The sequence below is a fragment of the Streptomyces sp. LS1784 genome, assembly GCF_020103755.1.
Lineage (GTDB): Bacteria > Actinomycetota > Actinomycetes > Streptomycetales > Streptomycetaceae > Kitasatospora.
In genome coordinates this window covers 1-23,624 of sequence record NZ_JAHSQD010000081.1, presented here as the reverse complement: position 1 = coordinate 23,624, position 23,624 = coordinate 1, and the positions used below count along the sequence as shown (strand labels likewise).

General features: G+C 74.7%; 12 protein-coding genes. 6 read left to right on the top strand and 6 right to left on the bottom strand.

Going from position 1 to position 23,624, the window contains the following annotated elements; genetic code table 11:
- Both KS423_RS12865 and KS423_RS12860 read left to right on the top strand, forming a co-directional pair.
- The coding region (locus tag KS423_RS12865) for a non-ribosomal peptide synthetase (protein ID WP_224278488.1) at window positions 1-1,788 on the top strand (1,788 nt) is incomplete at its 5' end.
- Complete coding sequence (locus KS423_RS12860; protein ID WP_224278485.1) at window positions 1,785-3,254, top strand: condensation domain-containing protein; 1,470 nt, start codon at window positions 1,785-1,787, stop codon at window positions 3,252-3,254. The genes KS423_RS12865 and KS423_RS12860, both read left to right, overlap by 4 nt.
- 231 nt (window positions 3,255-3,485) lie before the next feature.
- Here the strand turns inward: KS423_RS12860 and KS423_RS12855 are convergent, their stop codons facing one another.
- Genes KS423_RS12855 through tgmA form a run of 3 tightly spaced genes read right to left on the bottom strand, consistent with a single transcriptional unit; the run spans window position 3,486 to window position 5,868 of the window.
- Complete coding sequence (locus tag KS423_RS12855; RefSeq protein ID WP_224278483.1) at window positions 3,486-4,601, bottom strand: methyltransferase domain-containing protein; 1,116 nt, start codon at window positions 4,599-4,601, stop codon at window positions 3,486-3,488.
- On the bottom strand, window positions 4,598-5,551 hold the full coding sequence (locus tag KS423_RS12850) for an MvdC/MvdD family ATP grasp protein (RefSeq protein ID WP_224278481.1): 954 nt from the start codon (window positions 5,549-5,551) through the stop codon (window positions 4,598-4,600). Before KS423_RS12850 ends, KS423_RS12855 begins: the two co-directional genes overlap by 4 nt.
- A 41-nt stretch (window positions 5,552-5,592) precedes the next feature.
- Window positions 5,593-5,868, bottom strand: a complete 276-nt coding sequence (gene tgmA / locus KS423_RS12845) for a putative ATP-grasp-modified RiPP (protein ID WP_224278479.1) — start codon at window positions 5,866-5,868, stop codon at window positions 5,593-5,595.
- A gap of 332 nt (window positions 5,869-6,200) precedes the next feature.
- Here tgmA and KS423_RS12840 point away from each other — a divergent pair, with 332 nt between their 5' ends.
- The 4 genes from KS423_RS12840 (at window position 6,201) to KS423_RS12825 (ending at window position 12,193) form a co-directional block, all read left to right on the top strand.
- Window positions 6,201-7,439, top strand: coding sequence for a helix-turn-helix domain-containing protein (locus KS423_RS12840; RefSeq protein WP_224278477.1), 1,239 nt, complete (start codon window positions 6,201-6,203; stop codon window positions 7,437-7,439).
- A 247-nt stretch (window positions 7,440-7,686) separates the two neighbouring features.
- The gene (locus KS423_RS12835; RefSeq protein ID WP_224278475.1) at window positions 7,687-8,217 is read left to right on the top strand and encodes a GNAT family N-acetyltransferase; all 531 of its coding nucleotides are present in this window, start codon (window positions 7,687-7,689) and stop codon (window positions 8,215-8,217) included.
- Window positions 8,214-8,924, top strand: a complete 711-nt coding sequence (locus tag KS423_RS12830; RefSeq protein ID WP_224278473.1) for a phosphotransferase family protein — start codon at window positions 8,214-8,216, stop codon at window positions 8,922-8,924. The genes KS423_RS12835 and KS423_RS12830 overlap by 4 nt, the downstream gene beginning before the upstream one ends.
- 128 nt (window positions 8,925-9,052) lie before the next feature.
- Complete coding sequence (locus KS423_RS12825; RefSeq protein ID WP_374119944.1) at window positions 9,053-12,193, top strand: AMP-binding protein; 3,141 nt, start codon at window positions 9,053-9,055, stop codon at window positions 12,191-12,193.
- A 177-nt stretch (window positions 12,194-12,370) separates the two neighbouring features.
- On the opposite strand, the gene KS423_RS12820 is transcribed toward KS423_RS12825, so the two are convergent.
- From KS423_RS12820 to KS423_RS12810, 3 genes are all read right to left on the bottom strand, one after another.
- Window positions 12,371-15,496 (bottom strand): non-ribosomal peptide synthetase, encoded by a 3,126-nt coding sequence (locus KS423_RS12820; protein ID WP_224278471.1) that lies wholly within the window; start codon window positions 15,494-15,496, stop codon window positions 12,371-12,373.
- Window positions 15,493-21,087 (bottom strand): non-ribosomal peptide synthetase/MFS transporter, encoded by a 5,595-nt coding sequence (locus tag KS423_RS12815; RefSeq protein ID WP_224278469.1) that lies wholly within the window; start codon window positions 21,085-21,087, stop codon window positions 15,493-15,495. The genes KS423_RS12820 and KS423_RS12815 overlap by 4 nt, the downstream gene beginning before the upstream one ends.
- Before the next feature lie 55 nt (window positions 21,088-21,142).
- Window positions 21,143-23,624 (bottom strand): non-ribosomal peptide synthetase (locus tag KS423_RS12810; RefSeq protein WP_224278467.1); only part of this gene is annotated, 2,482 nt, incomplete at its 5' end.

Sequence of the window (23,624 nt, the reverse complement as noted above, 5' to 3'; positions counted from 1 at the left end):
GCCCTGGAGTGCGGCCCCGCGGCCGCCCGGGACCCCGAGCACCCGCTGGCCACCATCGCCGCCACCGCGGCCGAGCGGGCCGGGCAGACCGCGGTCGTCGCCTCCGACGGCACCGAGACGGACTACCGGACGCTCATGGCCCGAGCGGAGGACCTGGCCGGCCGGCTGCTGGCGGCCGGCGTCCACGAGGGCAGCCGGGTGGGCGTGCTGCTGCCCCGCTCGGTGGACCTGGTGGCCGCACTGCTGGCCATCCTGCGCCTGGGCGCCGTCCACGTGCCGGTCGACGTGCTGCAGGGCCCCGAGCGCTGCCGGCTGATCGTCGAGGACAGCGCGCCGCTCGTCCTGCTCACCACCTCGGACGACGCCCCGGCGGAACTCGGCCTGAGCGTGCCGACGGTACTCACCGGCACCGCCCCGGCCGACACCGTCCCCGCCGAGCTGCCCCTGCTGCCCGCCCCCTCGGCGCAGGCACCGGCGTACCTGCTGTACACCTCCGGCTCCACCGGCCGCCCCAAGGGCGTGCTGATGCACTCCCTCGCCCTGGCCCACTTCGTGGCCTGGAACGTCGCCGACCACCCGGCGGCCCGAACGCTCCAGTACGCCTCCTGCGGGTTCGACGTCAGCGTCCAGGAGATCCTGACCACACTGGCCGGCGGCGGCACCCTGCTGCTGATCGAGGAGGAGACCCGCTACGACGTGACGGCGCTGGCCGCCGTGGTCCGGGCCACCCGGGCCGAGCGGATCCACCTGCCGTACACGCCGCTGGCGGCCCTGACCGACGCGCTCGGCGAGGAGCCGGTGCCGCACCTGCGGGAACTGATCTCGGGCGGCGAGCAGGTGCTGCTCACCCCCACGCTGCGGGCCTTCCTGCGCCGCAACCCCGGCTGTCGGCTGGTCAACCACTACGGCCCGACCGAGACCCACGGCATGACGGCCTGCGTGATCGACCCGGACGGTCCGGAGCACGCACCGATCGGCCGTCCGACCCCGGGCAGCCGGGTCGTGCTGCTGGACGCCTCCGGACGCCGGGTGCCGCCCGGTGCGGTCGGCGAGATCCACGCCCTCGGCGTCCAGGTCGGCATCGGCTACGTCGGCCTTGAGCAGGAGAGCGCCGCCCGCTTCACCGACACCCCCGACGGCCGCAGCTACCGCACCGGCGACCTCGGCCGGTGGCGGCCCGACGGCCTGCTGGAGTACCTCGGCCGGGCCGACCGCCAGGTCAAGGTACGCGGCTACCGGGTCGAGCCGGGCGAGATCGAGACCGTGCTGCGGGGTGTGCCCGGTGTCCACGCCGCCGCCGTGACGGCGCGTCGCACCGCGGCGGGCACCGTACTCGCCGGGTACGTCGGATGCGCGGCCGCCGACCTGCCCCGGGTCGCCGACCGACTGGCCGACCTGCTGCCCGACTACATGGTGCCCGGGCTCTGGGCCACCGTCGACACCCTGCCGTTCACCGTGCACGGCAAGCTGGACACCGCCGCGCTGCCGGAGCCGCGACCGCTGGGCGCGGACGAGCCGGAGGCCGCACCGGCCACCGAGCTGGAGCGGACCGTGCAACGCCTCTGGGAGGAGGAACTCGGCCGCCCCGCCGGGGTGGAGACCTCCTTCTTCGACCTGGGCGGACACTCGCTGGCCGCCACCCGGCTGCTGAACCGGGTCCGCGAGGCGACCGGCCTGCGGATCGGCGTGCTGGACTTCTTCCGCCGCCCGACCATCCGGGCGATGGCCGCCCACCGACCGGCCGTCGGACACCAGCCGGCCCCGGCCTTCGAGGAGGGGACGCTGTGAGCACGGCGGAGGACGACTGGACACGGCTGCTGCGCCTGCTCGACGAACGCGAGATCGCGCTGCGCACCACCGGCGAGCGGCTCGGTTACCTGGCCCCCGCCGGGGCGATGGACGAGGAGGTCACCGGCCTCGTCCGGGCCCACCGCGACCGGCTGCTGACCATCCTGACCGGCGACGGAACCGCCCTGGCCGCCGCGCCGGCCGGGGTGGGCCAGTGGCGGATGTGCAAGGCCCAGGGCCAGGCGGCCGATCCGTCGGTGTGGAACATCACCCAACGGATCACCCTGCGGGGCCCGCTGGAGCCCGAGCGGCTGGCCGCCGCGCTGACGGCGGTGACCGAGCGGCACGAGAGCCTGCGGACCCGGTTCCTGGACACCGAGCTCGGGGTGCTCCAGCAGGTACTGCCGCACACCCCGCTGGACGTCCCGGTGGAGGACCTGCGCGGGCTCGCGCCCACCGAACGGGACGCGGCCCTCGCCGAGGCCCTGGACGCCGAGGTCGGCCGCCCGTTCGACCTGCTCGCACCCCCGCTGCTGCGCGCCCGGCTGCTGCACGCGGCGGAGGAGGAGTGGGTGCTCCTGCTGAGCATCCACCACATCGCGGTCGACGGCTGGTCGCTGGCCACCGTGCTGGCCGACCTGGGCACGCTCTACCGTACGGGCGGGCCGCTGCCCGGGGAGCCCGGCCGGATGACCGACCACGCCTGCTGGGAACGGACGGTGGTCACCCGGGCCGCCATCGCGGCGGCCGCCGACCACTGGGCCGAGGCCCTCGGCGGCGCCTCGCTCTCGGTGGACGTGCCCACCGACCGGCCGCGTCCCGAGCAGCGCTCCGGGCGCGGCGAGACGGCAGGGTTCCGGATTCCGGCGGCCGTGGCCGAGGCGGTCGGGCGCTTCGCCGCCGCGCACTCCACCACCGCCTCGGCCGTCCTGGTAGCCGCGTTGGCCCGGCTGCTCGGCTCGCTCAGCGGCGCGTCGGAGGTGCTGATCCTGCTCTCCAACGCCAACCGCACGCGGCCGGCCGACGAGAAAGTGGTCGGCCTGCTCACCGGCAGCATGCCGGTCCTGATGCCCACCCGGGGCGACAGCGGGTTCGGGGAGCTGGTGGACCACGCCGCCGAGGCGATCGCCTCCGCCCTCGACCACTCCGTGATGGCCTTCGGCCTGCTGGTCGAACCGCTGCGGGAGCGCGGCGTCCCCATGCCCGCCGGGTACCCGCAGATCGTGCTCGCCGTCCAGAGCACCCCGGCCATCGCCCTCGATCTGCCCGGCCTGACCGTCGAGATCGAGGACATCCCCGGCCACTCCGCCCGCGCGGACTGCGCGTTCTCCCTCACTCCGGACGGCGAAGGCTACTCGGGGCAGGTCGAGTACGACGCCGATCTGTTCGACCCGGGCACGATCCGGGGCTGGCTGGACGCCCTGGTGGCGGACCTGACGAAGCAACTGGCCGTCCCGCTCGCGTGACACCCGACGGGCCCCGGCAGGCGGTACCCACGCCGCCTGCCGGGGCCGTGGCGGCTTCGGCCCTCCTGCCGCTGGCCGGCCGTCACCGATGCCTCGGCCCGTCTTCGTGCGCTGCCAGCCACGTCATGAGGCCCTCGTCGAGCAAAGGCGACCGTTTCCCATCCCCCAATGGCGCCGCCTCGGCCGCAGCATGACGACGGGGCGGCTGGGGCCGTGTACGACGGCTGAGGTTCAGTACCTCGGGTTCAGTGGCCAGTGCGGTCCGTCGGGCTGGTCGAGCCACACGTGCTGTCCGATGCCGGTGATGGTGAAGCCGTAGCGGTCGCGGGCCGGGAAACCGTTGGCAACGTACAGGCGGTGGGCGGCTTCGAGCTCGGACCACAGCGAGCGTGGCCCGGCCTCAGCCACGGTGCCGTCCGGCCGCAGCTCTGCGATCGACCCGGCTCCGTCCCACAGGCAGGCACCGACCGGCCGCCCGTCGTTCAGGTCGTAGTTCCATCCGAGCGGGCCGAGGACGACGCTCACCAGGAACCGGAAATGGTCGTCCACGACGACGTCGGGGCCGAGTTCAGACGAGCGGGCACCGGCCGCGGGAAGGGCCGGGCGGTGGATGACGCCACTGTCCCCGACGGTGCGCAGCGGCATGAAGTAGGCGCCGGTCGGAAGGAACCGCCCGGCGGCCTCGGTGGCACCGGTCTTCTCGGCGCGGACGACGCCGGCCCCGAGCGGGGCGACGATCACGCCGCCGTCCGCGAGATCGGACAGCCAGGTGGTGGGGATGCGGTCGAGCCCGCAGGTGGCGATGATCGCGCCGAACGGGCCGCCCACGCCGGTGAGGGTGGCGCCGTCAGCGGTGACCACGGTCGGTCGGTAGGGCGTCGGGCCGAACCGGCGCCGGGCCTCGGCCGTCACGTCCGGGTCGACATCGACGGTCACGACCCGGCCGGAGCCGTAACGGTGAGCGAGCAGGGCGGCGTTGTAGCCGGTGCCGGTGCCGATCTCCTTCACCGGGCCGTCGACCTCGTCGCCGAGTGCCTGCAGCATCGCGGCCATCAGCGACGGCTGCGTCGACGACGACGCGGTGTTCCCGCCGATCAGGTGGGTGACCAGGGGCCGGTTCGAGTAGACGGCCCGCAACCACTCGGCCTTGTGCTCGGGGTCGTCACCGCCGATTCGCTGCTGCCGGCCGTCGGGACCCTGCCGGTAGAAGTACGGCACGAACAGGTGGCGTGGCACGTCGCGGAACGCGCGCTGCCACGCGGGGTCGGGCAGGGAGCCGCCGGCGGTGAGTGCGTCGACCAGCGCGGCGCGCAGGCCGTCGGCAGTCGGCTCGATGGTGCTGGTCACAGGGTGCCCTTCTGGAGCAGGTCGGCCAATGCGGTGGTGATGGCGTCGCGGGTGCAGTCGATCCACGCCCACTGCCCGCCCGGGTTCACGTCGACCAGCCAGTGCGTTCCGACCTGGTCCACGATCAGATCGACGGCGGCGTAGATGAGTCCGAGGCTCCACAGCATGTCCAGGATGCCCGTCCGGACGGGCGTGGGGAGGCCGATCGGGGAGTACACGAGGCGCTTGGAGTCGGTGCGCCAGTCGAGCCGTCCGGGGCCGTCGGGGGCGTCGATCCTGACGGGGAACAGCCGGCCGGCCACGCAGGTCACGCGGACTTCGTATGCCTTGTCGGTGATCTCCTGCTGGTACAGGTGTGCGGTGAGGGCCACACGCGGGTCTTCCCACCGGTCGGCGGGAACGCGGGTGGTGTAGATCTGCCCGCGCTGCCCGTTCTCGGTGTGGACGATCCCGCCGAGCACCTTCGTGACGATCCGGCCCCCGCACCGCCCGGCGAAGTCCCGTACCGCGGCGGGGTCGTTGGTCACCAGGGTGGCCGGCACCTGCAGGCCGGACTCCGCGGCGGCAGTGAGCTGTGCGGGCTTCGTGCAGTCGGCGTTGCGCTCGGGACGGTTGACCCACAGCACCTGCGACAGGGAGCCGAGGACGCCGGCGAACCCGCGCTTAGCCTGCCCTGCGGCGAACCGCTGTTCCGGGCCGGACATGCTGTCGGGGAACCGGAACGTGGTGGGCTTGCGCCACCACACGGAGGTGAGCTCGGACAGATCGATCCCTCGCAGGGGCCCGACGAGGGTTCCGCCCCACGCACCGTCGGGCCGCAGCTCGGCACGCATGGTCATGTGCTGCGGGAAGTCCGCGAGATCGGTGCGCCAGAACGGAACGCCCCGGGCGTTGAGCTCACGCAGGACGTAGTCGGCGGTGGGGTCGAGATCGTGGGTGATGACGAGCACGCGGGGCGGGATGCCCCGCGTGCTCCCGGCGCCGTGGGTCATCAGTCGTCGTTCTGGTCGTAGTCGACGCTGATCACGGTCTGGCCGTCGCTCTCGGTCTGGCACCCCGACCCTTCCATGGTCGGCATGTCCAGGGCCACGCGGCCGTCGATCAGGGACAGCTGCGTGTGCGGGTCGACGGTGACGAGGGGCGGCGGCATGACGGTCACGGGGTTGGTGACGGCGTCGAGCCCGAACGGGCGGGTGGCGAACGGGCCGGACGGCTCGGTGTCGACGCCCGTGTTCAGGGTGGGCAGTCGGTCGGTCAGGACGGACATGGTGTCGCTCCCTCGTTCAGGTTCGGGCCAGTCCCCTGGGGGGGATCGGTAGTGGTGCCGGCCCGCCGCACAGGGGACGCCCGTGCGTGGTCTGAGCTTCCCTGCAGACGGCACACGCACTGCTCTGAGTGACGTACCGAAACCGTACGGTGACGACTCATCGGCGAGGGGGACAGCCCGTCCCCCTCACCCGCCATGTACCGGCTGTTACCCGCAGCGGGGCCTGGTGCCCCAACTACCCGCCGCCCTACCGTGGAACGACTGTCGCCCCCCGGGTGCGCGTCCGGCTGAGGAACGCCCCCCGGTGGCGGCACCCAGCCGAGGAGATTCCCATGTCCGAACTGCCCGAGGAGCTCACCCCCGGTGAGCGCATCCGCGTCATGCGCGAGCGTCGCGGGATGACGCGCCCCGTGCTCGCCGGTCTGGTCGGCCGCAGCACCGATTGGCTCAAGAAGATCGAGAGCGGGGAACGCTCGATCAGCAGTCACGCGATGCTGCTCAAGCTTGCGTTAGCCCTCGACGTCACCGACCTGTCGGTGCTGACCGGACCGGCCGGGGCCGTGCAGCCGGTCAGCACCGGCCGACTGTTCCACCCCGCGTCGGCCGCCATCTGGTCGACCCTGCTCGAACGCGGAACCCAGCCACCGACACCACTCCCTGCAGGGATGACGGCCGCGAACTACGCCGCCGACGTCGACGCCGGGTGGCGTCTGTGGCACCGGGCGTCGAACAACCGGACCGACGTCGGGAGCATCGCCCCGGACCTGATCCGGCACGGGGAGTCGCTGGCCGGCTCGACCAGCGGCGACGACCGCCGCACCGTACTGGTGGGGCTCGCCTCCGCGTACCGGCTCGCACAGCAGGTGATCGCGTACATCGGCCCGGCAGAGGCCGTGTGGATGCTCGGCGACCGTGCCATGGCAGCCGCCGCCGACGCCGACGACCCGGCCGCCATGGGCGCCGCCGCGTGGAACCTCGCGAACACCATGCGCGCCGTCGGCGAGCACGAAGGCGCCATGCTGATGGTGACCACGGCAGCCGAGCGGCTGCGCCCGCACCTCGCGAACGGACCGCAGCACTGGCGGGGCCTGTACGGGGCGCTGCACCTGCACGCGGCCATCACTGAGGCGCGGGACGGCCGCGACGGGATGGCGTGGAACCACTGGGACACGGCCGACCAGATCGCGAAGTCGCTGCCGGCCGGGTACACCGAGCTGTCCACGGTGTTCGGGCGGGCAAACGTCGACCTGCACGCGGTCAGCGTCTCCACCGAGCTGCGGAGTTCCGGCAAGGCATTGTCGCTGGCGGACGAGATCGACCCGGACTCGATCCCGTCGACGGAGCGCAGGACCAGGTTGTGGGTGGACGCGGCCCGGTCGCACATGCATCGAGGCGACCGGACCGCCGCGCTGCACGTGATGGGGATCGCACTGCGGATCAGCCCGGAGACGGTCCGGTTCACACCGCAGGCTCGCTCGGTCACGGCCGAGTTGTGGCGGAAGTCGCCGCGCGCGATGCGGGCGGCGACGTTGGAACTCGCCGAAGCAGTGGGGATCACGACCGGCGTGTGACCCGAGGAACAACCACGGACCAGCAACAGGCGGGGCCGTTGGCGCGCCAGAGCCTGGAAACCGTTGGCGACGTACAGGCGGTGGGCGGCTTCGAGCTCGGACCACAGGGGGCGCGGCCCGACTCTTCGGGCACCGGGGCGAGCGCGCCCACCTCCGGGCCCGCGCCACCTGACCGGCCGTCGGCCCGGCACCGCGGCCCCGGAAAACCCGTTGGTCACGGCAGTCCCACCAGTGGTAGATATGTGACATGTTACAAGGTACCCACATCACCCTCCGGGCTCGTCACGACGCCGATCTCCCGGTGCTCCTGGCCGAGCTGTACGACGACGTGGCGACCCGTTCGCGGGCCGACTCCCGCCCCTGGCGGCCCATCCCTCCGGGCTCGGCGGACTCCCCGTACGTGGTCTCGGGGCCGTCCGACGAGGCCGCCTGCTTCTCCGTGGTCGAGACGGCCTCCGGGGAGCTGGCCGGCGAGGCGCTGCTGTGGGGCATCGACGCCCACAACCGCAGCGCCCACGTGGGTCTCGCCCTGCTGCCGGGCCACCGGGGGCGCGGGCTCGCGCCGGACGTCCTGCGGGTGCTCTGCCACTACGCCTTCCCGGTGCTCGGCCTGCGCCGGCTGCAGCTGGAGACGCTGGCGGACAACGCCCCGATGCTCCGGGCCGCCACCCGCGCCGGCTTCACCGTCGAGGGGCGGCTGCGCCAAGCCGCCTGGGCGTACGGGGAGTTCGTGGACCAGCTCGTGCTCGGGCTGCTGGCCGAGGAGTGGCAGGGGTGAGCGACGGCCCGTCCGGGCTGCGGCCCCTGCCGCACGGCTACACCAACCGCACCGCGGGCGACGGCACCGTTGTGGTCAAGCACTACGAAGGGCCGGACACCGAGCAGCGGCGCCGGCGCGAGCACCGGCTGCTGACCCTGCTGCACGGACTGCTGCCGGTTCCCCCGGTGCTCGGCACCGAGCCGGGCGCCGTCACGCTCGGCCACCTGCCCGGCGTGCCCGCACAGGATCTGCTGGACGCCGGGCACGGCGCGCAGGTCCTGGGTGCCTGCGGGCGGCTGCTGCGGCGGATCCAGGCCGTCGACCCCAGCGTGACCGGGGATGTTCCGGCACCCCCGGGGTCGGTGCTGGTGCACGGGGACTTCGGACCCAACAACCTGCTGCTGGACCCGGCGACCTTCGCCGTCACCGGCCTGCTGGACTGGGAGTTCGCCCATCCGGGCAAGCCGGTGGAGGACCTGGCCTCGTGCGAGTGGATCGTCCGCACGCACCACCCGGCCCGGGCGGGCGACCTGCACCACCTCTTCGACGCGTACGGGCAGCCGGTGCCGCCCTGGCCGCGGCGCCGGGCCGCGATGCTCGCCCAGTGCGCCCGGTTGGAGGACTTCTGCCGCCGGCGCGACCCGGACGGGCCAGGGGTACGGCAGTGGCAGGAACGCGGGCGGCTGACGGCGGGCTGGCCGGAGCACCCGGGACCGCTCTCCTGACCCCGAACGGGCCGGTCCCCGGGCTGCCGGCCTCCTGACGGGACCGGAGCGCGGCAGCGCCTCCGGGCCATCGGGTCAAGGGCCATGACGATATGTGAACGGATCTGGCGCCCGCCTTCACCGTTCCGATACGGTCTGGACCAATCAGCGGCCGATCTTCGTCCGGTATCGGTCCGCCGCGCTCCGAAAGCCTCCCGGGAGTCGTCATCAGCGCCCAGCCCGTCCCCGTTCCGCTCACGCTCCCGGCGCTCCTGGACCACCGGGCCGCGCTCCATCCCGATCGCACCGCGCTGCTGGTGCCCGGCGGCGGGAGTCTCACCTACGGCCGGTGGCGCGAGCGGGCGGTGCGGGCCGCGCACGGGCTGGCCCGGGCGGGCGTGCGGCCCGGGGACACGGTGGCGCTGCTGTTCACCAACCGGGAGTGGGACGAGTACGCCGTGGCGTTCCTGGCCGCCCACTACGCGGGCGCGGCCGGACTGGTGATCCGCGAGGACCTGGCCCCGGCCGATGTGGAGCGGCTGGCCGAGGCCGCCGGGGCACGCTGGGCGGTCGCCGGGAACGGCCCGGGTACCACCCTGCCCACCTTCGGGCTCGACGGTCTCGACGAGCCGCTCGACGCTCCGGACGGGAACGGGCCGCCGCACCGGGTCGATCCCGGGGACCTGGCCCAGATCATCGGGACCTCCGGCACCACCGGCACCCCGAAGGGCGTCCGGGCCGCGCACGCGAGCCTGACCGCCGGTCTGGTCCTCGACCCCCGGCCCCGCCCGTACGCGCACTCGCGGCACGCGGTGCACGCCTTCCCGATCGGCACCAACGCCGCCCAGGCGGTGCTGGTGAACGCGCTGACCGCGCAGCCCACGACGATCTGTCTGCCGCGCTTCGACGCGGAGGAATTCGGCCGGGTGGTCGAGGAGTTCGGCGCGGGCACGGTCTTCCTGGTGCCGTCGATGGCGGTGGAACTGCTGAACTCCGGGATAGCCGACCGCCGGGACCTCGGCAGCGTCCTGCTGGTCGGTTCCACCGCCGCCGCGCTCCCGCCGGCCGTCGCCGCCGGGCTGACCGCCGCGCTGCCGAAGGCCGTGGTCGTCAACACCTACACCTCGGCCGAGGCCTCCCCCGCCCAGATCTCCGCGATCGTGGACCCCGGCCGTCCGGGCTCGCTGGGCCGCCCGACCGACCCCGCCGACCTGCGGATCCTGGACGAGGACAGGGAGCCGGTGCCGCCCGGCGGGACCGGCGAGATCTGGCTGCGCCAGCCCGGCCCGCCGCGCGGCTACGCCGGGGCGGACTCCGACACCGTCTTCCGCGACGGCTGGGTGCGCATGGGCGACCTCGGCAGGCTGGACGAGGACGGCTTCCTCCATCTGGTCGACCGGGAGAGCGACATCGTCAAGTCCGGTGCGCTGAAGGTCTCGACGCTGCGGATCGAAGCCGTGCTGCACGAGCACCCGCAGGTCGCCGACGCCGCCGCGCTCGGCCTGCCGCATCCGGTGATGGGCCAGGTGCCGGTCGCCGCGGTGGTCCCGATGCCGGGCGGGATCGATCCCGACGGGCTGCGGCTCTTCCTGAGCGAGCGGCTCGCCAGGCCCGAACTTCCCGTGCGCATCCTGGTGTTGGACTCCCTGCCGCGCAACCCGAGCGGCAAGGTGGTCAAGCACGAACTGCGGACCGTGTTCGAGGAGCCCGCGCCGGTGACGGGAAGGGCCCCGGAGACGGAGCGGGAGCTCGCCCTGGCCGGCCTGTGGCGGGCGGTGCTGGGGCGGCCGGTCCGGGCGGTGGAGGACGAGTTCTTCGCCCTCGGCGGAGACTCCTTCCGTGCCGTCCAGCTGGCCGCCGCGATCTCCGCCGAGTTCGGTGTGGCGGCGCGCACGGCGCTCGTCTTCGAGCGCCCCTCGCTCCGTGCCCAGGCGGCCTGGCTGGAGCGGGCCGAAGCCTCTCCGGCCGTGACGGGCGAGCGGTCCGGGGCCGAGGTGTCCGACTTCCTCCGCTCGCTGCGCGCCCAGCCGCACGACCTGCCGCTCACCTCCCAGCAGGAGAACTTCCTGCGCTGGATGGCCGAGGCCCCGGGCCGCAATGTCGGCTCGGTGGCGGTGATGTTCCGGGTGACGGAGGGCCTGCGGACGGACGTCCTGGCCGAGGCCCTGTACGAGACGATCCGCCGCCACCCCGCGCTGCGGACCAGGTTCGTCCCGGTGCCCGGTGCCGAACCGGGGGTGCTGCGGGCCGTCCTGGACGACGAACCGCACGCCGACGTGGTGCTGGCGGAGGCGCCCGGGGCGAGCGACGACGAGGTGTCGGCGCGGCTGGTTGCCGTGCGCGACCGGCTGACGGACGTCGCGACGGGGCCGATGACCAGACTGGCCGTGGTGAGCCGCGGACCGGAGGACCACGTCGTCCTGCTGGCCGTCCACCACCTCGTCAGCGACGGCTGGTCGCTGGGCCTGCTCCTGCGCGACCTGGGGGTGGCCTACTCGGCGCTGTGCCACGGCCGCCGGCCGCCGGCGGCCCGGCCCGGCCCGGAGTACCGCGAACTGGTGGAGTGGTCGAACGCCCACTGGCCGGTGTCCCGGACGCACTTCGCGGCGGCGCTCGCGGACGCGCCCGCGGCGATCGACCCCTTCCCCGGGCGCCGGCACACCGAGGTGGTGCTGAGCGCCGCCCACGCGTTCACGGTGCCCCCGGAGGCGGCGGACGCGCTGCGGGCCAGGGCGGCGGAACTGGGGGCCACGCCGTTCCTCGCGGTGGCGGCGGTCTGGAGCGGCCTGCTGGCCGCCCGCAGCGGACAGCCGGGCCTCGTCCTCATGACACCGGTGCCCGGCCGGACCCGGCCGGAGGCGGAGCGGGCGGTCGGCTGCTTCGTGCAGTCGCTCCTGGTGCGGGTGGACGTGTCGGGTACGCCGGGGTTCGCGGAACTGCTCGATCGCGTCCGGTCCGCCGCCACCGCCGCGCTCGACCACCAGCTGTACCCGTTCGCGGAGTTCAGCCCGCTGGCGCCGTTCGCGGCCTGGCTGCGGTACGAGAGCTGGAGCGCGCCGGCCCAGCTGCCGGGGGTCGCCTGCGCCGCGTGGGAGCTGCCGCGCAACGCCACCGTGCCGTACCCGCTGCCGGGCGGTGACCGGCACGTCCCGGAGCTCGCGGTCACCGAGCAGCCGGACGGCGCGCTGCGGTGCTGGCTGCGGTACAACGAGCACGCCTTCGAGGCGGGGACGGTGACCGCGCTGGCCGACGACCTCGCCGCGGCGCTGGCCGGAGCGGCCGGCATCTGACACGAGGACAGCGGGGGTGCGGCCGTCACCGGCCGCACCCCCGGATCGCATCCCGCCCGGCAGAACCGACCGGCCGAGCCGCGCCGAGCTGAGCTGATCAGCCCGACCGCCCGGTCCACCCGCCGGCACCCCTTCGGGGCCCGGCTCCGCCTCGCGCGGAAGCCGGGCCCCGGCCGCTCAGCCGGAGAGGCGCCCGGCCGCCTCCTCCTCGGTGAGCGCGTCGATCTCGGCGATCAGCAGCGCCTCGATCCGGGCCGCGAGCGCGGCCGGCGTGCTGCTCTCGAACACGTCGCGGATGGGCATGTCGAGTCCGAGGCCGGCCCGGATCCGCGCGGCGACCCGGGTGACCAGGAGGGAGTCCCCGCCGAGCGCGAGGAAGTCGTCGAACACCCCGACCCGGGGCACTCCGAGGACCTCCTGCCACAGGTCGGTGACCAGCTGCTCGGCGTCGGTGCGCGGCGCGACATAGCCCGCCCCGGCGGCCGGCCCGGGGTCGGGCAGGGCCGCGAGGTCGGGTTTGCCGTTCGGGGTCAGCGGCAGCCGGGCCAGGGTGAGTACGGTGTCCGGGACCATGTAGGCGGGCAGCCGCAGGGCGAGGTGCTCGCGCAGCTCGGCCGGTCCGGGCTCGGCGCCCGGGCACGGGACGGCGTACGCCAGCAGTCGCCGGCCGTCGCGGACCAGCACGGCGGCCTGCGCGACGGCCGGGTGCGCGGTCAGCGCCGACTCGATCTCCGCGGGCTCGATCCGGTGGCCGCGCAGCTTCAGCTGTGCGTCGCCGCGCCCCAGGAACTCCAGCCGGCCGTCCGCCCGCCACCGTGCGCGGTCCCCGGTGCGGTACATCACACCGCCGAGGAACGGATCGGGCACGAAGGCGCTCGCGGTCAGGTCGGGCCGGCCCAGGTAGCCCCGGGCCAGGCCGCTGCCGCCGATGTACAGCTCGCCCTCGGCTCCCCGGGGCAGCAGCCCGCCGCGCTCGTCCAGCACGTGCAGCCCGACCCCGGGCAGCGGGCGGCCCAGCGGGGGCCGGCGGTCGGTGTGGGCGGCCGTCAGCTCCGCCGCGGTGACGATCACGGTGGCCTCGGTGGGGCCGTAGGTGTTGACCAGCCGGACCGCGTCCCCGTGCCGTCGGCGCCACCGGGCGACCGTGTCGGCGCGCGCCTCGGAGCCGCCGATGACCACCAGGCGCAGTGTCTCCGGCCAGCGGGTCTGCTCACCGAGGCCGACGAGCTCCTCCCAGTAGGCGGTCGGCAGGTCGAGCACGGTGACGGACCGGCCGGACGGGCCGTCCAGCAGGTCGGGCAGGGTCCGGCCGCCGCCGGGCAGCAGCACGACGCACGCCCCGGCCGCCAGTGCCGGCCAGAGCTCCTCCACGTGGGTGTCGAAGCCGAGCGAGGCGAACTGGACGATCCGGTCGGCCGGGCCCAGCGCGTAGCCGTCCGGGCCCGCCATCCAGTCGACCCGGGCGGCCACCGCCGCGTGGTCGACCGCGACGGCCTTCGGCGTACCGGTGGAGCCGGAGGTGTAGAGGACGTAGGCCAGGCCCTGCGGGTCGGGCGGGACGAGGTCGGCGGTCCCGGCGCCCGGCAGGTCCGCGCCGGTGAGGGTGAGGACGGCGTCGGCCTCGCGGACCATCAGGGCGCGGCGGTCCTCGGGGTGGGCCGGATCGAGCGGGAGGTAGGCGGCACCGGCCTTCCAGACCGCCGTCAGGGCGACGACCAGGTCGAAGGAGGGTGCCATCGACACCGCGACCACCCGTCCGGCCACCGGGCCGAGCCGGCGCGCCAGTTCGGTGGACCGCCGGTCGAGTTCGGCGTAGGACAGCGTCCGGCCGTCGCAGTCCAGGGCGGGCGCGTCCGGTCGCGCGGCGGCCTGGTCGGCGAGCCGCTCCAGCACGGTTCGCACAGTGGCGGGAGCCGCCGGCCCCGTGCCCAGCGCGAGCAGCGCCGCCCGCTCCTGCGCTCCGACGAACCAGTCGCCGTGCAGGGGGAGTTCCGGGTCCTCGACGATCCGCGCGTACAGCTCCCGGCACCGGCCGCCGAGCGCCTCGACGGTCTCCCGGTCGAAGAGCTCGCGGTCGTAGCAGAAGGAGAGCGTGATGCCGCCGTCGGCGGTGCGCCAACTGTCGAGCAGCAGGTCGGTCTTGGCCTGCTCGAAGCCGGAGTCCATGCTCGTGGTGCGGACGCCGGCGGGCAGCGTGGGCTCGCCGGAGCCGACCGCGAGCTCGTTCTGGCTCTGGTGGACGAAGACGGCCTGGTAGAGCGGTCCGGCGCCGGTGTCCGCGGGCAGGCCGAGGTGGGCGGCGAGCCGCTCGGCCGGGGCGTCGGGGCGGCTCAGGGCGGCGAGCGCGGCGGACCTGGTCCGCTTCAGCACGCCGCGGAAGTCGGGGTCCCCGGTCAGGTCCGACCTGATCACCGCGGTGCGGTTGAAGTAGCCGAGCAGCGCCTCGTGCGCCGCCTCGGTGCGGCCCGCCAGCGGGGTGCCGACCACGAAGTCCCGGCAGCCGGTCCAGCGCGCGAGCACGCACTGGTAGCCGGTGAGCAGCACCATGAACGGGGTGCACCGCTCCTGCCGGGCCAGCCGGTCGAGGGCGGAGGCCAGTTCGGGGCCGAGGTCGACGGTGACGAAGCCGGCGGGTCTGGTGGGCTCCGTCGGTCTCGGCCGGTCGAACGGGAGGCGCAGCGCTCCGGTGCCGGCGAGCCGCTCCGCCCAGAACCGGAATGCCTCCTCGCCCGCCTCCCCGCCGGTCCTGGCCTGCTCGGCACGGGCGAAGTCGCCGTACTGCAGCGCGAGTTCCGGAAGGTCGGCAGGTGCCTCACCGATCGCCTCGCGGTAGAGGGCCAGCAGTTCGCGCCACATCGTGCGGAAGGACCAGCCGTCGGCGACGATGTGGTGGACGACGACGCTGACCGCGTGTTCCCGCTCCCCCGCGCTGATCAGGGTGGCGCGCAGGGGCGGCGCGGCGGCGAGGTCGAACGGCGCGTTGACGTACGGGCGGCAGGCGTCGGTGAAGTCCGCCTCGGTGGCGCCCTCGGGCAGCCGGAGGGTGACCAGGTCGATCCCGGCGGGGGGCTGGACCAGTTGGACGGGCTCCGCGGCCTCGGGGCCGTCGTACACGAAGCGGGTGCGGAGGATCTCGTGCCGCTCGGTCAGCCGGCCGAGGGCGGTGCGCAGGGCCTGCTCATCGATCGGGCCGCTCCAGCGCCGGTTGAGGTACATGTTGAAACCGGCGTCGTCCGGGTGGAGCTGCTGGAGGAACCAGAGCCGGCGCTGTTCGGCGGTCAGTGGGTGGGTGGTGGTGGTCACCGGACGGTCACCTCGGTCTCGGAGCGGTGCGGGAGGGTGGGCGCGGCGGTGCCGGCGGCCCGGTCCTGGATGGTCTTCAGGCCGACCAGGTCGTCGGGCTCGGCGTCGGGGACGTCCCGGTCGAAGTGGCGCAGCACCGGGACGGCCAGGCAGACCAGTGCGAGGGCGGCCATGGCGAGGCCGAACAGCAGGTAGAGCAATCCGATGCCGCGGCCGTCGCCGGTGCCGATGAGCCGGCCGACGGTGGAGGCGAGGGCGCCGCCGCGTTCCATCAGCGGCTGGAGGAGTCCGGGACCGAAGGGGGCGACCACCGCGAACCCGACCGGCAGGGTCGACCAGGCGACCATGGTGTTGACCGCGATCACCCGGCCGTGGAAGCGCAGCGGCACCTTGGTCTGCACGATGGTCGCGTAGGCGCCGTTGAGCAGGGCGAGCGCGAAGGTCATGCCGAACGCACCGAGGGCGACCGTCCAGATCGACGGGCGCAGCCCGGTGAGCAGGCAGGCCCCGGCGACCGCCAGGGTGGCGAGCAGCACCCCGCGCAGCTTCCGGCGGCGCGGTCCGCCCCAGGCCACCAGGGTGATCCCGCCGAGCACGGCGCCGAGGCCGGCCGCCGTGGACACCCAGCCGGCCGCCGAGAGCGGGGCGAAGGAGAGCACGAGCGGGGTGGTGAGCAGGAACAGCGGGGAGAGGAAGACGTTCAGGACCGCGAAGTACAGCAGCATCGCCCGGAAGTGGCTGCTGCCGAGGGCCCGTCGGAAGCCTTCGCGGATCTCGGCGGGAATGCTCTCCCGCCGGGTGGAGCCCATCACGTCCGGGAACCGCACGGCCAGGGTGACGGCGATGGCGACCGCGTAGCCGGCCACGTCGAGGGCGAGGATGCCGCCGAGCCCGATGGCGGCGAGCAGGCCCACGGCGAACAGCGGGACGAGGAACTGGGCGAGGCCGAAGGCCATCTGGACCACGCCGTTGGCGCGGCCGAGGTAGCGCTTGGGGACGAGCTGCGGCACGGCCGCGTTCCAGGCGAGCCGTTGGAAGGAGAGGGCGGCGGACAGCACGGCGACGAGCGCGTAGGCGTGCCAGACCTCCAGGCCGCCGGTGGCGTACAGCAGAAGCAGGACGGCCTGGGTGAGGCCGGCGGCGAGGTCGCCGAGGAGCATGGTCCGGCGCCGGTCGCCCCGGTCGACGATCGCACCGGCGACCGGGGCGGCGAGGATGCCGGGCACCAGGCCGCAGGCGGCCAGCAGCCCGAACTGGGCGAGGGAGCCGGTGCGCAGGTAGATCCAGACCGGGAGGGCGAACTCGGTGAGCGCCGATCCGATCATCGACACCTGCTGCCCGGAGGCGACGGTGAGGAAGCGGCGCATGGTCGGACGGACCGGTGCCTGGGCGTCCTCCGTGACCGGCCGTTCGGCGTCCCGGGAGAGCCCGGCCAACCACCAGGTGGCGCCGTCCGTCCGGCGGTGGCGGTCCTCCTCCCCCGCGGCGATCGAGCGGTGGACGCCGGTGACGATCGCCGCGAGTTCGGCGGCCCGGTACTTGAGGTAGAAGTGGCCGGCCTCGTCGAGGACCACCACGGCGGTGGTGTCGGCGATCCGGTGCCACTCGCGGAAGCGTTCCTGGTAGAACTCGGTGGCCGGGTCGCGGTCGCCGCAGACCGCGATCACGGGGGCCTTGATCCGTCCGCCCTCGGTCCCGAACATCCGGGTGAAGTACCGTTCGACGTCCTTGGTGCCGGTGCGGCGGTTGCGGACGATCAGCCGCAGCTGCTCCGGGTCCAGGTCGTCGGTGTCCATCCCGGCGGCGGCCAGACCGTTGATCATGTCCTGGTCGCTGCGCATCCGGTCGAGGAGCTCGGCCCACCGTTCCCCGACCGCCGCGCCGCGTCCCTTGGGGCGGGCGAAGGGGAAGATGCCGCCGAGGTGGACGGCGTCGATCTCCCGGCCGGCGGCCTCGACCCGGCGGGCGATCTCGACGGCGAGGCGCACGCCGACCCCGCAGTGCCCGTACAGCACGATCCGGCCCTCGACGCCCTCGACGATCTCGCGCGCGCACCGGTCGGCGACCTCGTCGACGTCCATCGGCTCCTCGCCGAGTTCGTGCCCGGGGACGGCGATGGAGTGCAGCGCCCAGTCCTCGGGCAGGGCGTCGGCGAGCGGTTTGTAGATCAGCGCGCTGCCGCCGCCGTAGGGGGCGCAGACCACGCTCGCGGTGGTGCGGCGGCGTTCGGGGGTGAGCCGGTGCAGCAGCCCCCGCGGCCCCCGGTCGGCGCCCGGGTCGGCGACGAGCCCGGCGAGCTGCCGGACGGTCGGGAAGCGGAAGAGGTCCATCACGCCGACCGGGGTCGGCAGGTCGGGGAAGGCACGGCGCAGCCGGGCGACGGCCTGGGTGGCGAGCAGCGAGTGCCCGCCGATCTCGAAGAAGTCGTCCAGGGCGCCGACCTTCGCGACGTCGAGCACCTCGGCCCAGATCGCGGCGATCAGCGTCTCGGTCTCGCCCTCGGGTTCGACGTGTCCGCCGGCCGGGGCGGCGTCCTCGGGTTCGGGCAGCGCCTTGCGGTCGACCTTGCCGTGGGCCAGCAGCGGCAGGCGGTCCAGGACGACGAACCGGGCGGGGACCATGTAGTCCGGCAGGACCTCGCCGAGCGTCACCCGCAGTTCGGCAGCGGCGGGGACGGCCGCGCCGGCCGCGCGTTCGAGGTAGGCGACGAGGTTCTGCCGGATCCCCTCGCCCCGGACGGTCACGAAGGCCTGGGTGACGCCGGGCAGCGCGGTGAGCGCGGCCTCGATCTCGCCGGGCTCGACCCGGTAGCCGCGGACCTTGATCTGGTCGTCGGCGCGGCCCAGGTACTCCAGCACGCCTCCCCCGGCGCCCCCGGCCTGACGGCTGGGAGGTGCCCCCACCGGCCGGGGGGACCCCCATGGCCGCCAGCGGGCCAGGTCGCCGGTGCGGTACATCCGGCCGCCGGTGAACGGGTCCTCGACGAAACGTTCCGCCGTCAGCTCGGGGCGGCCCAGGTAGCCGCGGGCCAGCCGGTGCCCGCCGAGGTACAGCTCCCCGGTCACGCCGGGCGGCACCGGCCGCCGGGCGCCGTCCAGAACGTAGCAGCGCGCGCCGGCGAGCGGGGTGCCGATCGGGGTGCTCCCCGGGCCGTGCTCCCCCGGCAGGACCTCGTGGACGGTGACGCCGACCGTCGCCTCGGTCGGGCCGTAGTGGTTGAACACCGCGCAGCCGCCCCGGCCGGCCAGGTCGGCGGCCCAGGCCCAGGACGAGGCCTCGCCGCCGAGCACCAGGGCGCGGCGCGGCAGCAGGCGTTCGAGCGGGGCGTCGGCGGACAGCGCGGCCAGGTGGGAGGGCGTCATCTTGAGGTAGTCGAGGGCCGCGGCCTCGATGTGGTCGGCGAGTTCGGCGCCGGCGATGCGACGCGGCAGCAGGTGCACCTGGCCGCCGGTGGTGAGCGCCAGGTAGAGCATCGTGATGCTGAAGTCGAAGGACAGGGACTGCAGCAGCCCGTAGCGGGCGCCGGCCTCGATCCGCAGCCGGTCCCGCACGCCGGCCAGGTAGTTGAGGATCTCGCGGTGCTGCACCGCGACGCCCTTGGGCTGCCCGGTGGAACCGGAGGTGTAGATGACGTACGCGAGGTCGTCCGGTCCCGACGCCTCCGCGAGCGGCGCGTCCTGCGGCGTCCCGTCCCGCGCTTCGTCCGAGGAGGGGTCGGCGTGGTCCACCAGTAGTTCCGCGCCCCCGTAGGCGGGGAACCGCTCCCGCAGCTCCGAGTCCGTCACCAGCACGCGCACGTCCGCGTCGGCCACCAGGTGGGAGAGCCGCGCGGGCGGCTGCTCCGGGTCCAGCGGCAGGTAGCAGCCGCCGGCCTTCAGCACGGCGACCAGGGCGACCGCCAGGTCCGGCGACTGCTCCAGGCACACCGCCACCCGGTCGTCCCGGCCGACGCCCAGCGCCCGCAGCCGCCGGGCCAGGGCCGTCGCCCGGGCGTCGAGTTCGCGGTGGGTGACGGTGGCGTCCTCGAAGACCAGCGCGGGGCGGTCGCCCGCCTGCCGGGCCGCCGCCGCGAGCAGCGCGGTCAGCGTTCCGGGGCCGTCCTCGGGGAGCTCCGGGCCGGCCGCCCACCCTTCGACCAGGTCACGGCGCTCGGTGCCGGTCGTCACCGGCAGGTCCTCGACGGCCCGGTCCGGATCGGCCGTCGCCGCCGCCATCAGGACCTCGAAGCGCTCGGTGAGGCGGCGCACGGTGTCGGCGTCGAAGAGGTCGGTCCGGTAGGTGATCAGGCCGAAGAGCCCGCCGTCCTTCTTCTCCCTCAGGTAGAACGCGAGGTCGGAGTGGCTCGTGGTGGCGGCGTGCCCGAATCCCTCCGCGGTGGCGGCGGGCGCGGTGGGGGCCGTGCGGTCGCCGTAGTTCTGGAACGCGAAGGTCGCCTGGAACACCGCCGAGCGGCTGACGTCCCGCTCGATGTCCAGGTCGGCGACCATCTGCTCGAAGGGCACCTCCTGGTGGGTGTAGGCGTTCAGCGTGGTCTCCCGCACCCGGCCGACCAGCTGTCCGAAGGTGAGTCCCTCCTCCAGCCGGGCGCGGATCGGCAGCATGTTGACGAAGGCGCCGACCACCGCCTCCAGTTCCCGGTGGAGCCGGCCGGCCACGGCCGAGCCGATCGCGAAGTCACGCTGGCCGGTGTGCCGGCCGAGCAGCACCTGGAGCCCGGCCATCAGCACCATGTACGTCGACGCCCCGCGGGCGCGGGCGCACTCGGCGACGGCGCGGGCGAGTTCCGGGCTCCAGTGCAGTTCCACGGCGGCGCCGTCGAAGGTGAGCAGCGGCGGCCGGGGGCGGTCGACGGGCAGTTCCAGGGCGGGGACGTCGGCGAGTTCGGTGCGCCAGTAGTCGCGGGAGGCGGCCAGGGCGCCACTGTCCAGCCGGTCCCGCTGCCAGCGCGCGTAGTCCCCGAACTGCACCGGGACGGGCGGGAGTTCGTTCTGCGCGCCGTGGGCGCACCGGGCGTAGAGCAGGTCCAGTTCCCGGTTGAGGATGTCGATCGACCAGCCGTCGCTGACGATGTGGTGCATGACCAGGGCGAGGACGTGGTCCTGGTCGGAGAGCCGGACCAGCAGGGCCCTCAGCAGCGGCCCGCTCGCGAGGTCGAAGGGTCTCGCGACCAGCGCCCCGATCTCCTCCGCGGCTCTTCGGCCGGGGTCGGGATCGCCGGAGGCGTCCACGAACCCGGCGGCGAAGGGGCCCGGTTCGGCGACCAGGACCTCGGCCCTGCCGTCCTCCGTGACCGGGAAGGTCATCCGCAGGCCCTCGTGCCGTGCCACCAGGGCGGCCAGGGCGGTGTCCAGCGCCGAACGGTCCAGCGGCCCGCGCAGCCTCCGGGCCGGGGCGAGCGTGTACGCGGTCCCGCCGGGCGAGAACTGGTCCATGAACCAGAGCCGTTCCTGTCCGCTGGACAGGGGCGGCGCGCTGCCCTCCGGGCGTGGCTCGACCACCCGCACCGGGGCCGCGGCGCCGCGCAGGCGCTGGGCGAGGAGGGATCGTTTGGTGGCGGACCAGTCTGCGGGCAGGTCCTGGGTGTCGGTCATCGGCAGTCCGTTCGGGCGTGGAGCGGGGAGGACGCGAAGGGGCGGTCGGCGGCGGTCAACGCCGCTCCCGCACGACGGCGGCCAGCGCGGACGGGGTGGAGGCGTCGAAGAACAGGTCGAAGGCGAGCTCGACCCCGAAGGAGGCGCGGATCCGGGCGGTGATCTGGATGATCGTCAGCGAGTGTCCGCCGTGGTCGAAGAGGTCGTCCTCGGGACCGAGGCCGGACACGCCCAGGACCTCCTCCCAGATCGCCAGGATGCCCGCCGTGACGTCGTCGGCCTGCGCAGGCCCCGCGGCCTCCGCTCGCGGCGGGGCGGGCAGCGCGCGCCGGTCGAGCTTGCCGCTCGGGGTGAGCGGCAGCCGGTCGAGGGTGACGAACTGCCGGGGCACCATGACTGCCGGGAGGGTGCGCAGCAGGTGGTCCCGCAGGTCCGCGTCGGACAGCGGCGCGCTGCCGGGCGCGGGCACCCGGTAGCCGACGAGGGCGGGCTCCCCCTCCGCCTGCTCGCGGACGGCGACGGCCGCCGCGGCGACGGCCGGGTGGTCGAGCAGCGCGGCCTCGATCTCGCCGAGTTCGATCCGGTGGCCGCGGATCTTCACCTGGTCGTCGATCCGGCCGTGGAACTCCAGTTCGCCGTCCTGCGTCCATGCCACGAGGTCGCCGGTGCGGTACATCCGGCCGCCGGCGAACGGGTCCTCGACGAAACGTTCCGCCGTCAGCTCGGGGCGCCCCCGGTAGCCCTCGGCGAGACCGTCGCCGCCCAGGTGGAGCTCGCCGGGGATCCCGACCGGCACCGGGAGGCCGTTCGTGTCCAGGACGTACGCCCTGGTGTTGGCGACCGGTCGGCCGATCACCACGGTGTCCGGCCTTGCCGGGACGTCGGCGCAGGTGGCGTAGATGGTCGCCTCGGTCGGGCCGTAGCCGTTGATCAGCCGGCCGAGGGCGGCCCGGAGCTCGCGGGCCAGCGGGAGCGACAGCGCCTCCCCGCCCACGATCCCGGTCAGCCCGGCCGGCAGGGGTCCGGCGCTGAGCAGCACGCGCCAGCCCGAGGGGGTCGCCTGCAGATGGGTCACGCCCTCCCGTCGGATCAGCCCGACGGTGCCGGGCGCGTCCAGGGCGGCGCCGTCCGGTGCGAGGACCAGCCGGCCGCCGGTGATCAGCGGCAGCAGGATCTCCAGCCCGGATATGTCGAAGGAGAGCGAGGTCAGGCCGAGCCAGACGTCCTGCGGTCCCGAGCCCAGCCGGTCCGCGAACGAGGTCAGGAGGTTCACCAGGGCCCGGTGCCCGATCTCCACGCCCTTGGGCCGCCCGGTCGAGCCGGAGGTGTACAGCACGTAGGCGAGGTCGCCGTGCGGGGCCGGCGCGGCCTCCGTGGGCCTCGGTTCCGTACGACCGCGCCCGAGGCGCAGGACGGCCGGTGCCGCCGCCACCACCTCGGGCGCGGGCTCCCGGTCGGCGACCAGCAGGGCGGCGCCCGAGTCGGCGAGCAGGAACGCGAGCCGCTCGGCGGGGTGGCCCGGGTCGAGCGGCAGGTAGCCGGCCCCGGCAGCGTGCACCGCGAGCAGGACGGCGGGCAGGCCGGCGGAGCGCTCCAGGTGCAGGGCGACGACGTCACCGCGGCCCACCCCGGCCCTGCCCAGGACGGCGGCCAGTTCGTCGATCCGCTCCACCAGCGTGCGGTAGGTCAGCCGCTCGGTGCCCGCGCTGACGGCGACGGCGTCCGGCGTTTCGGCGGCCCGCTCCCGCACCAGGTCCAGGGCGGTGCGCTCGTGCGGGTAGGCGGCGGCGGTGGCGTTCCACTCCTCGGTCACCAGGTGCCGCTCGGCCTCGCCCAGCAGCGGCAGGGCGCCCAGCGGGGTCTCGGGCGCGGCCGTCGCGGCCTCCAGCAGGGCCGTGTAGTGTCCGGCGATCCGCTCCGCGGCGTCCGGGGACAGGACCGCCGGAGCGTACTGGAGCGAGAACGCGAGCCCGTCGGCGGTGTCGACCGCCTGGAGGTGCAGGGTGTTGCGGGCGGCGCCGTTGAACCGCGCACGGTCCACTCGGACGGTGCTTCCCGGGAACACCGGGTCCGCGTCCCGGCCGCGCCGGTAGCCGAACGACACGGGGGCCAGCCCGGCGCGCGGTGTGAGACCGGCGACCGCCTCACCGAAGGGCACCGAGCGGAACGGGTACCCGTCACGGGCCTCGGCCCGGACGGCCCGGGCGTACGCGGCGAAGGGCGTTCGGGCGGTCGCCCCGGCCGGCGCGTGCACCGGCAGCTCGTTGACGAACAGCCCGATCTCCCCGGCCTGTTCGGCCGTCCGGACGGACAGCGGCACGGAGACCGGGACGGCCTCGCCGCCGTAGCGCAGCAGCAGTGCGTGCAGTGCGGCGAGCAGGAACTCGAAGACGGTGACGCCGCAGCGCTCCGCGGCTGCGGCCAGTTCCGCCCGGCCCCGCGCGTCCGTCCGCCACCCGTCGCACGCTCCGGACGCCGGGGCCGTGACGGCGCGCGGCAGTCCCGGGAGGACGGGCTCGGTCGCCGCGGCCCACCGC

Bases quoted from the DNA above. Each gene is read 5' to 3' on its own strand.
- tgmA (WP_224278479.1), bottom strand. From the start codon at position 5,868: ATGTCCGTCCTGACCGACCGACTGCCCACCCTGAACACGGGCGTCGAC.
- KS423_RS12840 (WP_224278477.1), top strand. From the start codon at position 6,201: ATGTCCGAACTGCCCGAGGAGCTCACCCCCGGTGAGCGCATCCGCGTC.
- KS423_RS12835 (WP_224278475.1), top strand. From the start codon at position 7,687: ATGTTACAAGGTACCCACATCACCCTCCGGGCTCGTCACGACGCCGAT.
- KS423_RS12815 (WP_224278469.1), bottom strand. From the start codon at position 21,087: ATGACCGACACCCAGGACCTGCCCGCAGACTGGTCCGCCACCAAACGA.